General features: G+C 62.8%; 10 protein-coding genes. 3 read left to right on the top strand and 7 right to left on the bottom strand.

The features are described from left to right. Position 1: 1 nt before the first annotated feature. Positions 2 to 670 (bottom strand): ABC transporter ATP-binding protein, encoded by a 669-nt coding sequence (locus ACLD1Y_RS24035; RefSeq protein WP_429480274.1) that lies wholly within the window; start codon positions 668 to 670, stop codon positions 2 to 4. 273 nt (positions 671 to 943) lie between these two features. On the opposite strand from ACLD1Y_RS24035, the gene ACLD1Y_RS24030 reads away from it, so the two are divergent. From ACLD1Y_RS24030 to ACLD1Y_RS24020, 3 genes are all read left to right on the top strand, one after another. Then, positions 944 to 1,618, top strand: coding sequence for a histidine phosphatase family protein (locus ACLD1Y_RS24030; protein WP_429480273.1), 675 nt, complete (start codon positions 944 to 946; stop codon positions 1,616 to 1,618). A gap of 177 nt (positions 1,619 to 1,795) precedes the next feature. Continuing rightward, entirely contained in the window at positions 1,796 to 3,451 is a 1,656-nt protein-coding gene (arnT, locus tag ACLD1Y_RS24025) for a lipid IV(A) 4-amino-4-deoxy-L-arabinosyltransferase (protein WP_429480272.1), read from the top strand. Beyond that, positions 3,451 to 4,971, top strand: a complete 1,521-nt coding sequence (locus ACLD1Y_RS24020) for an ArnT family glycosyltransferase (protein ID WP_429480336.1) — start codon at positions 3,451 to 3,453, stop codon at positions 4,969 to 4,971. The genes arnT and ACLD1Y_RS24020 overlap by 1 nt, the downstream gene beginning before the upstream one ends. Positions 4,972 to 4,974: 3 nt before the next feature. Here the strand turns inward: ACLD1Y_RS24020 and ACLD1Y_RS24015 are convergent, their stop codons facing one another. The 6 genes from ACLD1Y_RS24015 to ACLD1Y_RS23990 form a co-directional block, all read right to left on the bottom strand. Beyond that, positions 4,975 to 5,892 (bottom strand): ATP-binding cassette domain-containing protein, encoded by a 918-nt coding sequence (locus tag ACLD1Y_RS24015; protein ID WP_429480271.1) that lies wholly within the window; start codon positions 5,890 to 5,892, stop codon positions 4,975 to 4,977. A 145-nt stretch (positions 5,893 to 6,037) separates the two neighbouring features. Next, entirely contained in the window at positions 6,038 to 6,874 is an 837-nt protein-coding gene (locus ACLD1Y_RS24010; protein WP_429480270.1) for an alpha/beta fold hydrolase, read from the bottom strand. Positions 6,875 to 6,956: 82 nt separating this feature from the next. Then, the gene (locus tag ACLD1Y_RS24005; RefSeq protein WP_429480269.1) at positions 6,957 to 8,552 is read right to left on the bottom strand and encodes a dipeptide ABC transporter ATP-binding protein; all 1,596 of its coding nucleotides are present in this window, start codon (positions 8,550 to 8,552) and stop codon (positions 6,957 to 6,959) included. Beyond that, entirely contained in the window at positions 8,549 to 9,376 is an 828-nt protein-coding gene (locus tag ACLD1Y_RS24000; RefSeq protein WP_429480268.1) for an ABC transporter permease, read from the bottom strand. Before ACLD1Y_RS24000 ends, ACLD1Y_RS24005 begins: the two co-directional genes overlap by 4 nt. Beyond that, positions 9,376 to 10,353 (bottom strand): ABC transporter permease, encoded by a 978-nt coding sequence (locus ACLD1Y_RS23995; RefSeq protein WP_429480267.1) that lies wholly within the window; start codon positions 10,351 to 10,353, stop codon positions 9,376 to 9,378. The genes ACLD1Y_RS24000 and ACLD1Y_RS23995 overlap by 1 nt, the downstream gene beginning before the upstream one ends. Next, positions 10,350 to 11,933, bottom strand: a complete 1,584-nt coding sequence (locus ACLD1Y_RS23990) for an ABC transporter substrate-binding protein (protein ID WP_429480266.1) — start codon at positions 11,931 to 11,933, stop codon at positions 10,350 to 10,352. The genes ACLD1Y_RS23995 and ACLD1Y_RS23990 overlap by 4 nt, the downstream gene beginning before the upstream one ends. Positions 11,934 to 12,337 lie beyond the last annotated feature (404 nt).

Here is a 12,337-nt window from a genome sequence, read left to right as displayed (position 1 = left end):
CTCAAGCGCCGTCCGCAGGCACGACACGACCGCGATGCAACACCACCTGCCGGTCCAGGCGCGCGGCGATGCGTGGGCTGTGGGTGACCATCAACAGGCTGGTGGGACTATCGCGCAGCAGGTCCAGCAGCAATTGCAGCACTTCGTCGCTGGTGGCTTCGTCAAGGTTGCCGGTGGGCTCGTCCGCCAGCAACAGCCCCGGCCGCGACGCCAAGGCACGGCCTACCGCCACCCGTTGCTGCTGGCCGCCGGACAGTTGCTCGGGGTAGCGCTTGAGCAAGTCCCCAAGCCCCAGGCGCTCCACCAGCTGCGCTTGCCACTGCGGGTCGAAACGCCCTGCCAAACGGGCCTGGAACGCCAGGTTGTCGTCGACACGCAAACTGCCGATCAGGTTGAACTGCTGGAACACCAGGCCGATGTCGGTGCGGCGCCAATGGGCCAGTTGGGATTCGCTGAGTTGGTCCAGGCGCCGCTCGCCGACCTGGATGCGGCCGCCGTCTACCCGGTCGAGCCCGGCCACCAGGTGCAACAGCGTGCTCTTGCCGCTGCCCGACTCGCCCATCAACGCCAGGCTGCTGCGCGGTGCCAGGTGCAAGTCCACGCCTGCCAACACCGCCAGCGGCCCCTGGGGCGTGGCATAGCTCTTGAAAACACCTTGCACCTGCAACATGGCAACACTCGTCTGGGGGCGGTCATCGAGAATAACGGCTGTGGATCAACGCCACGCAAATTTTTCACATGGATTTCACCGGCCGCCAACCCAGCGCACTTTAAATTACCGGCCATGTGTCACTCGTCGGCAACTTTTTAGTTGCCACGCCTGGCAACTTTTAACCGCGACGTGTTCAGCGAAAAGACAGCAGCCCTGTGACAGCCTCCTGCCTCACTACGGGCATTCGCCACTGCGTTGCGTCTAATTAATACAACACTGCCGACAGTGCCCATGGTGAATAAAGTGGTTGACCTTACCCTGACCAAAGCGCGCTCGCCGCGGGCCTTTTTCAAGCGCCTGACCAGGCTTTGGCTGGGCATCGCCGTGATCGGCCTGCTGCTCACTGGCAGCTTGATGTGGCCCATGTCGCCGCGGGACCTGGGCGTCGGCAATCGCCTGCTCACGTCCCAGGTGTTGCCATTGTGGCGCGACGGCGATGTGATCGTGCTGGTGCGTCACGAAGAGCGCTGCGACCGTTCGGCCAACCCGTGCCTGGGCCCCGTCGAAGGGCTGACGATCAACGGCAGCCAGCAAGCTGAAAAACTCGGCAAGTCCTTCAATTTACTGGGCATGGCCGGCAGCGACGTACTCGCCAGCCCAGCCATCCGCACCGCCCAGACCCTGCGTTTCATGTTTGGCAAAAACGAGCTGACCTCAGGCCAGCAAGCGGTGTGCGGCGCGGCCATGGGCGAAGAATTGCTCAGCCACAAGACCCCAGGACGCAACCTGGTATTCGTCACCCACAGCGGCTGTATCGCCGACTTCGAAAAGACCCTTGGCTTCCCCCATGCCGCCTTTTCCGAGTACGGCAGCGCGTTGTTCGTGCAGGTCCTGCCCAACGGTAAATTCAAGACTCTGGGCCTGCTGAACAACCAGGATTGGCCGGTCTCGCTAAAACAACTGTAAAACTTCCCCACCGCCCATGTTCAGCAAAACGACAGCCATCTTCTGGCATGGTTAGTTGTGCCTGTTAGTTAAGGACGTCATGAATATTTTCAGTGACTTAGTGAAAGTTCTCTTGTTATGCGCTATGACTTCAACCTATCTATTTCGTGCCACTGAACGTCAAGGAGCGACGTTTTAATGACCCGTTTAAAACCCCTGCCTTTATTGTTGCTGGCATTCGCCGCGTTTTATCTATTGCCACTGGGCCTGCATGGCTTGTGGATCCCGGATGAAACCCGCTACGCCCAGATCAGCCAGGAAATGCTGCAAAGCGGCAACTGGGTGGCGCCACATTTCATGGGCATCCGCTACTTCGAAAAACCTGCCGCCGGCTATTGGCTGATTGCCCTTGGCCAGGCGGTGTTTGGCCAGAACCTGTTCGGTGTGCGCATCGCCTCGGCCCTCACCACCGGATTGAGCGTGCTGCTGGCCTACCTGATCGCCCGGCGCCTGTGGAATGACCCGCGTAAAAGTTTCGCCTGTGCCCTGCTCTACCTGAGCTTTGGCCTGGTGGCCGGGCAAGCGGGGTATTCCAACCTCGATCCGCAATTCACCTTCTGGGTCAACCTGAGCCTGGTGGCGCTGTGGTTTGCCCTCGACAGCCGCACCTTACGCGGCCGTCTCGGCGCCTGGGCACTGCTGGGCTTGGCCTGCGCCATGGGCTTCATGACCAAAGGCTTCCTGGCCTGGGCGCTGCCGGTGTTGATCGCCGTGCCGTACATGCTGTGGCAACGTCGCGCGGGTGAGTTGCTGCGCTATGGCCCGCTGGCCGTGGGTGTGGCAGTGCTGGTATGCCTGCCGTGGGTGCTGGCGATCCATCTGCAAGAGCCGGACTTCTGGCGGTTCTTCTTCTGGAACGAACATATCCGCCGTTTCAGCGCAGACGACGCCCAGCACGTGCGCCCCTGGTGGTTCTTCCTGCCGATCATCGCCGTGTCGTGCCTGCCCTGGATGGGACTGCTGCCGAAAACCCTGCACAACACCTGGCAGGAAAAGCGCCAGCCTGCCATCACCTTCCTGGCCCTGTGGCTGCTGCTGCCCCTGGGTTTGTTCAGCCTGAGCAACGGCAAACTGCCCACCTACATCATGCCGTGCCTGCTGCCCCTGGCGTTGCTGATGGGGCATACCCTGAGCGACCTGGTGAGCGCCAGTCGCACCCGCATCATCTGCCTCAATGGCCTGCTCAACGTTGTGATCGGCATGGCGGCGATGGTCGGCCTGATCTACCTGCAAGTCGCCAAACCGCTGTACGGCAACAGCCATGCCGAGATGTTCAGCCTGTCCCTGGCCTTTATCGTGCTGCTGGTGTGGATCCTTACCAACCTGCTGCAAGCCTTGCGCCCGCTGACGCTGTGGGCAATGCCAGCGCTGGGCATCGGCCTGTTGGTGGTGCTGCTGCCGTCTGGCATGCCCGCACAGGTAACCGATAACGAAATGCCCGACCAGTTTGTGCAAGAACACCTGCCCGAACTGCAGCAAACCCACGCCCTGCTCAGCAACGAACTGGGCAGCGCCAGCGCCTTGGCCTGGCGCCTGCAACGAGCCGACGTGACGCTGTATGACACCGAAGGCGAGCTGCGTTACGGCCTGCAATATGCCGGCGCCGTGCACCGCAAAGTCGAACTGGACCAGGTACAGGCCTGGCTCAATGACGCCCGCCAGCACGGCTCGGTCGGCGTGCTGATGCGGGTCAACAGCACCAGCGAGATGCGCGAAGCCGGGCAACTGCCGCCGGGGGGCACGCGCTATACCAAGGGCTACCTGCAACTCATCCTCTACCCGCCGTTGCCATGATGCTGCGCCTGTTCAACACCGAGCGCCGCGCCCTGCTGCTGTTGCTGGGCGTCACCGCCCTGCTGCTGCTGACCGGCCTAGGCGCCCGCGACCTGTGGGGCCCGGAGACCCGTTGGGCCAACATCGCCTTGCAGATGCTGCAAAGCGGTGATTATTTCGACCCGTACCTCAAGGGCGGGCCGTACTACGACAAACCCCTGCCCTCCTACTGGCTGATCACCGGCACGGCTCATCTGTTGGGCGGCCTGGGCCCTTGGTCGCTGCGCCTGCCCTCGGTGATCGGCGCCTGGCTGAGTGTGTGGCTGGTGTACCTGATCGGCGAGCAACTGTTTCGCAAAGGCACCGGGCTGATTGCCGGCTGGATGCTGGCCACCACCTTCTACTTCCTGTTCTGGGCACGGGTGGCCACGGCCGACATCCTTACTGTATGCGGCGTGCTGGCGGCCGTGTGGTGGTACTGGCGCGGGCCGGATGACACGCGCCTGTGGCGCTACACGGTGTTTTTCCTGCTGCTGTCGCTGACCTCGCTGCTCAAGGGCCTGATCGGCTTCGTGCTGCCTGCCCTGGTGCTGCTGCCACATGTGCTCAGCGAACAGCGCTTCAAACGCCACCTCAACCTGCGCCTGCTACTGGCACTGCTGATTGCCGGCGCGGTGTACGCGGTGCCGTTCGTGCTGTCCCACCGCTACGGCGCGCCGACCTATGGCGAGAGCGGCCTGGCGCTGGTATTTCGCGAAAACGTGGTGCGCTTCTTCGACCCCTTCGACCATATGGGCCCGATCTACACCTACCTGATCTACCTGCCCGCCTACACCCTGCCGTGGCTGCCCTGCTGGCTGCTGGGCCTGTGGCTGGCGCTGCGCCACTGGCGCCAGGCCCCACCCAACGTGCGCTGGCTGGTGTGGGGGCTGGGCCTGTTATTCGTGTTCTTCACCGCCAGCGGCAGCCGCCGCAGCTACTACGTGCTGCCGCTGGTGCCTTTCGCCCAACTGCTCGGCGCCTGGTGGCTGAGCGAGCGCCTGCTGGCCAACCCCGCCAGCCGCCTTCGCTGGTACAAAGGATTCGGCGCGGCGGCAGCGCTGATGCTGCTGATCCTGGGCGTGGCCTACCCGTGGAGCAACGGCAAAGGCGGTGTGACGCAATTTGCCGTGGATGTGCAAACCCAAGCGACCCAAACCGCGCCGTGGGCGCAGTGGCAAATGGTGCTGGTGGAAGTCGACAACAAGGTGCCGATGTACCTGCAAAACGGTGGCAAGCCGTTCTACTACGTCAGTGAAGCCCAAGACTTCCCGCGCCAGGGCAATAGCGCGGCGCTCATGGCCTGGCTGGCAAAAACCAGCGGCCAAACCTTCGACCCGCAGCGCACGATCATCGTCGCGCAGTTTTCCAAGGACGACCCCACGCCACTGGCGTACCTGGCGGCGGATCATCAGGTGATCACGACTCAGCCGGACAATGGCGAGCGGTTGTTTCATGCGCGGGGGGATGGGAGTGTGGCGTTTGTGCCATCGGCACGTTAAGCATCAAGAACGCGTGGTCTTGGCGGGATCCACGACTTCGATAAGCGTATCAGCGCTGCCTAACCCCACCACCTGCTCCTGCACCGCCTTCCCCTCCGCCCGATTACGAATAAACCCAGCCCGGGTAAACCGTTCCAGAAACGGCACCGCCACGGCTTTATCCGGGGTCAGCGTGGGTTGCTCGGCGACATCGCCAAACAGCGTATACGCCGCCGTCGGCAAGTGGCGGGTGCTGATGTCGCTGGTGAGGCGGCCTTCTTGGAGGACGATGGCGCGGTTGGTCACCCGTTGCAGGTCGGACAACCGTTGGGAGATATAGAGGATGGCCACGCCGCGGGCGCGTTGGCTGTCGATCAGGCCGAGCAGGCGTTCGGCGTCGGGTTCCGACAGGGCGGCGGTGGGTTCGTCGAGGATCAGCAGTTTGGGTTGCAGTACGAAAGCGCGGGCCAGTACCAGCAGGTGGCGGTCAGCCCGGCCAAGGCGCTCGACCGGGAGTTGCAGCGGCAGGTCCAGGCCCAGCCCGGCGGCGATGGCTTGGGCGCGTTGCAGCAGGCTTTTGCGGTTGAGCAAAAAGTCGGCGTCGGGTTGGCCCAGTTCGTCGAGCAGCAGGTTCTCGGCCACGCTCAGGCCTGGGGCGATGGCGTCATCCGGGTTCTGATGCACCGCCACAATGCCAACGCGCCGCGCCGACAATTGGGAAACAAAACGTTGGCGCTGGCCATCGACCCACAGTTCACCACTGTCCGGGGCCAAGGTGCCGCTGAGAATCTTCACCAGTGTGGACTTGCCCGCGCCCATGGCGCCGAGCAAGGCCACTCCTTCGCCGGGGTAAATATCCAGGCTGACCTGATCCAGCGCGCGCTGGGCACCAAAGGTCTTGCACAGATCGCGCAGGCGGATCAGGGGCGCTGGGTTGCTCATGGCTAGTCTCTAAGGCGGAACGATGACTCACTACTACGCGCAACGGCACGGATTTATTCCGTACAACAATGAGTTAGGTCCCGAATTAAATGCATTACCTCATGAACAATCCAATAGCTGAATGGCATAGCAAAAAGTTTTTGAGTTATAAGGCCCTTGCCAGTAATTTGTTGAATGCTTTCAGCACCGCGTCCGGCTTTTCCAGCATCAACTGGTGACCGCAGGCCTCCAGCACCTGGAAGTCGGCATTCGGCACGTGCGCAGCCAACGCCTGGCCACCGCTGGCCGGGGTGAGGCCATCGCTGTCGCCCGCCAGCACGCTGATCGGCAGGGTCAGGCTGGGGAGCTGTTCGGCGTCCGGCCATTGGGCGTTCTTGGTCAGGGCCTTGAACATATGCAGGCGGTTGCGCTCGGTGAGTTTTTCTTCGTACGCCACCAGCGCCGGGTCGGCCGTGGCATGCCAGGCGCGTTCGCGAAAGCCCTTGGCCAGGACCGGCCGCAGCCATTCCAGGATCCAGGCCGGCAACGCCAGCAAACCACCACTGACCTGTGGGCGATACAGCTGAGTGCCCAGCAGCAGCGCGGCGTCGATCTTTACCGTCGGCCGGGCCAGCAAGGCGCTGAGGCTCAGGCCAGTGCCAAAGGAGTGGGCGACGATGAGGTTCCGCGTGCCGGCATAGCGCTGAAGGATCGCCAGGTAGTCCGCCACCAGCTCGTGCCAGGCGTAGGCCTGGTCGTCACGCGGGCGAGCGCTGTCGCCATGCCCCAGCAGGTCCCAGGCCACCAGGCTGTAGCCTTCGGCCTTGAGGGCCTGCCATTGCGGGCGCCATTGGTCTTTGTTGCCGCCTGCGCCGTGGCAGAAGAACACCACCGTGTCGGCTTGGGTGGTGCCGGGGTGGTGGGCGATGCTCAGGGTGCGGTGGGGGCGGATGTCCAGGGGTTGGCCTTGGACTATTGGCAATTGTGCAAAGGCGTCACTCATAAACACCACATTCCTCGATAAATAAACTCGGTTAGAAATGTGGGAGCGGCGGTGCGACGATTCGACTTGCCCGCTCCCACATTTAGATTGCGTACTCTTCGGCAATCGTCGATTGCAGCAAGGCGCGGGTATAGGGATGCCGCGCATCGGCAAACAACCCCGCCGTCGCCCCCTGCTCCACCACTCGCCCGTTCTGCATCACGGCGATGCGGTCACACAGCCGCGCCGCCACCCGCAGGTCGTGGGTGATAAACACGATGCTCAACTTCAAGCGCCGTTGCAGCGACTCCAACAGCTCCAGAATCTGCACCTGGATCAACGCATCCAGCGCCGACACGCATTCATCGGCGATCAACACCTTGGGCTCCACTGCCAGTGCGCGGGCGATGCCGATGCGTTGGCGCTGGCCACCGGAGAATTCATGGGGGTAACGCGCGAACGCAGTGGGCGGCAGCCCGACCAGTGCCAACAGCTCCCGCGCCCGCCGCTCGGCATCGGCTGTTGAGCGCCCCTGCACCAAAGGCCCGGTCATGATGATGCGGCCCACGGTCTGGCGCGGGTTGAGCGAGGCAAACGGGTCCTGGAAGATCATCTGCACATCGCTGCGCAACGGCCGTAAACGCGCCTCAGACAGCCCGGCCACGTCCCGACCCAGCCAGTGGATGTGCCCGCTGTCGGCACGCAGCAAGCGCACCAGGCAGCGGCCGAGGGTGGATTTACCCGAACCCGATTCACCGACGATGCCCAGGGTTTCCCCTTCATGCAGCTCCAGCTGCACCGCGTCCAGCGCCCGGGTGGTGCGATTGCCCCACCAACCGCTGCGACTGCGGAACACCTTGCCCAATTGCTCGGCCTTGAGCACCACCGGCCCATCGACTGAACCGCGTGGCGCCAGTGGTTGGGCAGACACCGCCGCCAGCAACTGACGCGTGTACGCCGCCTTGGGCTCGCGCAATACCTGCCGGGCGCTGCCCTGCTCGATCACTTGGCCTTTTTCCAACACCAGCACGCGGTCGGCAATCGCCTCGACCACGGCAAAATCATGGGTGATAAACAACAGCGCCATGCCCTTGTCCTGCTGGATTTTGCGCAGCAGGTCGAGGATCTGCGCCTGGGTGGTCACGTCCAGTGCCGAGGTGGGTTCATCGGCAATCAATAGCGCCGGATCAAACGCCAGCGCCATGGCGATCACCACCCGCTGGCGCTGGCCACCGGAGAGTTCAAAGGGGCAGGCCAGGCGCAGGCGCTCGGGGTCGGGCAGGCCGACATAACCGAGCAAGTCCACCACCCGCTGGCGACGCGCCTGGGCAGACTTGACCCCGTGGGCGCGCAGGGTTTCATCGATCTGCTCACCGACGCGCAGCAACGGGTTCAGCGCACTCATGGGCTCTTGGAACACCATGCTGATATCGCGCCCACGCAATTGGCGCATGGCGGCTTCGCTGCGGTTGGCCAGGTCTTCATCGCGAAACACCAGGCGCCCGCTTTCCACGGTCAGCGGCGCCGGCAGTTGGCGCAGCAGGGCCTTGGCAAGCATGGACTTGCCCGAGCCAGACTCGCCGACCACGCACACACATTCACCACTGCGCAGTTGCAGCGACAGGTCGTACAGCGCATGGCTGCGGTCTGCACCTGGCGGCAAGGCAATACGCAGGTGCTCGACACTCAATAACGTCACAGCGACCTCCCCGGTTCAAACGCCACGCGCAAGCCTTCGCCCACGCGGTTTACCGCCAGCACACACAGCACAATCGCCACCCCCGGCAGCAAGCTCATCCACCAAGCGTCCCGCAGCAGGCCACGGGAGGCGTTGATCATGTAGCCCCAGCTCATGGCTTCGGGGTCGCTTAAACCGAGAAACGCCAATGCGGCTTCGGTGAGGATCGCCGTGGCCATCACGAACGTCAGGGTCACCAGCAACGGCGCCAAGGCGTTGGGCAAGATCTGCTGGGTGATAATCCCCCACGGCGACTGCCCCAGCACCCGTGCCGCTTGCACGAATTCGCGCTGGCGCAGAGTGAGGAATTCACTGCGTACCAGCCGCGCTACCGCCGGCCATGCCACCAGGGAAATGGCCAGCACAATGGAGCCCATGGACGGTTCCAGCACGGCCACCAAAATCACTGCCAGCACCAGCTGTGGAATGATCTGGAAGAACTCTGCGATCCGCATCAACACGCCGTCGAGCCAGCCGCCCACGTACCCGGCGATGGCGCCGACGATCAGCCCCACCAGCAACGTCGCCAGGCTGGCCAATACCCCCACAGCCAGGGAGACGCGGGCGCCGTAGAACAAGCCGCTGGCCAGGTCGCGGCCGAGCAAATCACTGCCCAGCCAATGGGCGGCGTCGTGGAACGGTGCCAGCATGGGTTGGGTGTTCATTTCCCAGGGTGAGCTGTTGGTCAGCCACGGAGCCGTCAATGCCAGCGTCGCCAGCAGCAGCAAAAACACCGCGCCTGCCAACGCAAACGGCTGGCGGATAAAACGTTTGAGTACCACCATCAACCTTGCCCTCCAGCGCCAATACGCGGGTCGAGAAAGCGGCAGACCACATCGGTCAACACGTTAAAGCCCACCACCAGCATCGAGATCACTAAAAAGCCGCCCATCAACACGCCATAGTCGCGCTGGGCCAGCGCGTCGTACATCAAGCGGCCGATGCCGGGCCAGGCATACACCACTTCCACCAGCAAGGCGCCGCTCGCCAACTGGCCCAGTTGCAAGCCCGCGAACGTCACCACCGGCAGCAGTGCATTGCGCAGCACATGCACATAAAGAACTCGCCGCGGATGCAGGCCCTTGGCGTGGGCGGTGCGCACGTATTCCTGACCCAGGGCATCCAGCACGGCAGCGCGGGTCAGGTGGATATACAGCGCCAGGAACACCACGCTCAGGGACACACACGGCAACAGCAGATGCTGCAAGCGATCCGCCCACGAGAAGTCGCGCCCGACGGTTTCCATGCCGTAGGCCGGCAGCCAATCCAGGCTGACGGAGAACAATAAGATCATCAGCATCGCCAACCAGAACGGCGGCATCGCATACAGCAACAACGCGCCTTGGAAAATCACCCCATCAAGCCAATGCCGCTTCTGCCGTGCCCGCGCCGCCAGCACGCCGAGGGTCACCCCCAGCACCGACGACAGCACAAATGCCGAGCCCATCAGGGCCAGCGTCGCCGGCAAGCGCTCGCTGATCAGCGACCACACCGAGGTCTGGTTGCGATAGGAATAGCCCAGGTCCAGGTGGGCGATATTGCCCAGGTAGATCAGCAACTGGTGCAGCAGCGGTTTGTCCAGGCCCATGGTCTGGCGCAACTGCTCGATAAACTGCACATCGTCTACCCCGGCTTCACCGGCCAGCAGTAGCGCCGGATCACCCGGCGCCAAGCGGATCAACAAGAAACTCAGCACCAATACCGCCACCACCATCAGCAGCGCCTTGACCAGGCGCCCGCCGACATACAGCACGCCGTTCATGGCGCAGGGGCGTCGAGGTAGACGCTTTCGTAGTCTTCATTAAGGCTGGTGGCGGTTTGCAGCAGGTTTTTCACTTGCTTGTGAAACAGTGTCGGGTAGCGCATCTCGAAGATCGGCGCGATGGGCAGGTCGGTGTTGAGCAGGTTCTCCAACTGGCTGTAGAGCTGGGTGCGCTGCGGGCCTTCTGGGGTATCGGCGACTTTGGCCCACAAGGCATCCGCCTCAGGACTGTTGTAGCCACTGACGTTGGCGAACGGCGAGGTCTTGAGGATGTAGTCGGAGCGGAACAGGTAGGCGTTGGTCAGGTACGGGTCGCCGATCTGGAAAATAAAGTTGTAGGTCAGGTCGAAGTCCCAATCGCTGACGCGCTGGAACCAGGTGGCCGAATCCGACGTCACCACCTGCACTTTGAAGCCCAGGGGTTGCAGGGCTTGCTTGGTGTATTCGGCCAAGCGTTCCCAGGCGCCGCCCTTTTCACCATTGAGCAGGCGGATACGCACCGCGCCCACGTCCACGCCGGATTCGGCGATCAGCGCCTTGGCCTTTTTCAGGTCATACGCGTACTGCGCCAATTGCGGGTCGTGGTACGGCGAGGTCGACACAAACGGCCCCTGGGCGACTTTGCCCGAGCCGAAGAAGATGTTGTCGACGATGAACTGGCGGTTCAGCGCATACAGGATGGCTTGGCGCACCTTGGGGTTGTTCAACGGCGGTTTGCGCGTATTGATCTGCAAAAAAGCCAGGCCCGAGTAGAGCTCCCAGCCCTTCTCCGATGACTGCACGTCCGGCAAGGCCGTGAGGCGCTTGAGGTCGGAGTAGTCGGCGTCGCCGCTGCGCAGCACTTGCACGTCATTGCCCTCGAAGGCAGCGGCGCGAGAAGACGCATCGGGGATCACGTGGAAGATGATGCTGTCCAGGTGCGGCAGGCCTTTTTTCCAGTAGTTGGGGTTCTTGGCCAGCTTGATGTAGGCGCCGCGTTTCCACTCCACAAACACAAACGGCCCGGTGCCGACCGGCTTGAGGTTGTAGGGGTTATTACGAAAGTCGGTGTTCTCGTAGAGGTGCTTGGGCACCACCGGGCGCAGGCCGCTGCCCAGGGCCGACAGCAACGGCGCGAAGGGTTTCTTCAAGGTGAACACCACCTGCTGCGGGCCTTTGGCGGTGATGCTGGCGACGTACTCGGTGATGATCCCGCCCAGGCGCTTGTCCACCTCGGGGTAGAAGGTCTGGAAACTGAACACCACGTCCTCGGCGGTGAGGGCCGGGCCATCGTGCCAGTGCACGTTGTCTTGCAGCTCGAAGGTGTAGGTGAGGCCGTCCGGGGAAATGGTCCAGGACTTGGCCAACACCGGTTTGGGCTTGAGGTCGGTGTCGAAGGTCAACAGGCCTTGCAGCACCTTGCCGCTCACGTATTGGGTGGACACATGGCTGACCACGCCGTGCATCAGCGACGGCGGTTCGGGTTGGGCCACCAGGTTCAACACCCCGCCCTCCTGGGGTTGCGCCAAGGCCTGGCCGGCCAGCAACGCGGTGCACAAGCCAACGGATGACAGGGCGCGACGGAAAGAGAATGGGCGCATGGAGGCTCCTCGAATGGAAAAGTTCTAGGAGGGATTTTGCAAGGGCTGTGCCATGGGGGTTTGGGCCAAGGCTTGCTGCAATCAGCGGTGATCGAGCTGATGAAAAATCCACAGTGATTCGCGCGAGTGTGCAAAAAGCAGCAGCAAAAACATTCCAATGTGGGAGGGGGCTTGCCCCAATGCCAGTCAGTTAAGGGTTAGAAAGAGTAAAAGCTAACCTGTGGCGAGGGAGCTTGCTCCCGCTGGACTGCGCAGCAGTCCCATCTTTGGGGCCGCTACGCGGCCCAGCGGGAGCAAGCTCCCTCGCCACACTGACGGTGTTTGCCCTTAACTGACTGGCATTAGGGCTTGCCCCCTCCCACATTGGCTCTGCAGTGTTCAGGTGGCACAGGGTTTGCCCTGTC

The sequence above is a fragment of the Pseudomonas sp. 18175 genome (assembly GCF_050432925.1).
Taxonomy (GTDB): domain Bacteria; phylum Pseudomonadota; class Gammaproteobacteria; order Pseudomonadales; family Pseudomonadaceae; genus Aquipseudomonas.
This window is presented reverse-complemented; position numbering and strand designations above follow the sequence as displayed.

Excerpts from the sequence above, each read along its gene's own strand:
- ACLD1Y_RS23990 (WP_429480266.1), bottom strand. The coding sequence starts at position 11,933 with ATGCGCCCATTCTCTTTCCGTCGCGCCCTGTCATCCGTTGGCTTGTGC.
- ACLD1Y_RS24020 (WP_429480336.1), top strand. The coding sequence starts at position 3,451 with ATGCTGCGCCTGTTCAACACCGAGCGCCGCGCCCTGCTGCTGTTGCTG.
- ACLD1Y_RS24015 (WP_429480271.1), bottom strand. The coding sequence starts at position 5,892 with ATGAGCAACCCAGCGCCCCTGATCCGCCTGCGCGATCTGTGCAAGACC.
- ACLD1Y_RS23995 (WP_429480267.1), bottom strand. The coding sequence starts at position 10,353 with ATGAACGGCGTGCTGTATGTCGGCGGGCGCCTGGTCAAGGCGCTGCTG.
- ACLD1Y_RS24000 (WP_429480268.1), bottom strand. The coding sequence starts at position 9,376 with ATGGTGGTACTCAAACGTTTTATCCGCCAGCCGTTTGCGTTGGCAGGC.
- arnT (WP_429480272.1), top strand. The coding sequence starts at position 1,796 with ATGACCCGTTTAAAACCCCTGCCTTTATTGTTGCTGGCATTCGCCGCG.
- ACLD1Y_RS24035 (WP_429480274.1), bottom strand. The coding sequence starts at position 670 with ATGTTGCAGGTGCAAGGTGTTTTCAAGAGCTATGCCACGCCCCAGGGG.
- ACLD1Y_RS24030 (WP_429480273.1), top strand. The coding sequence starts at position 944 with ATGGTGAATAAAGTGGTTGACCTTACCCTGACCAAAGCGCGCTCGCCG.
- ACLD1Y_RS24010 (WP_429480270.1), bottom strand. The coding sequence starts at position 6,874 with ATGAGTGACGCCTTTGCACAATTGCCAATAGTCCAAGGCCAACCCCTG.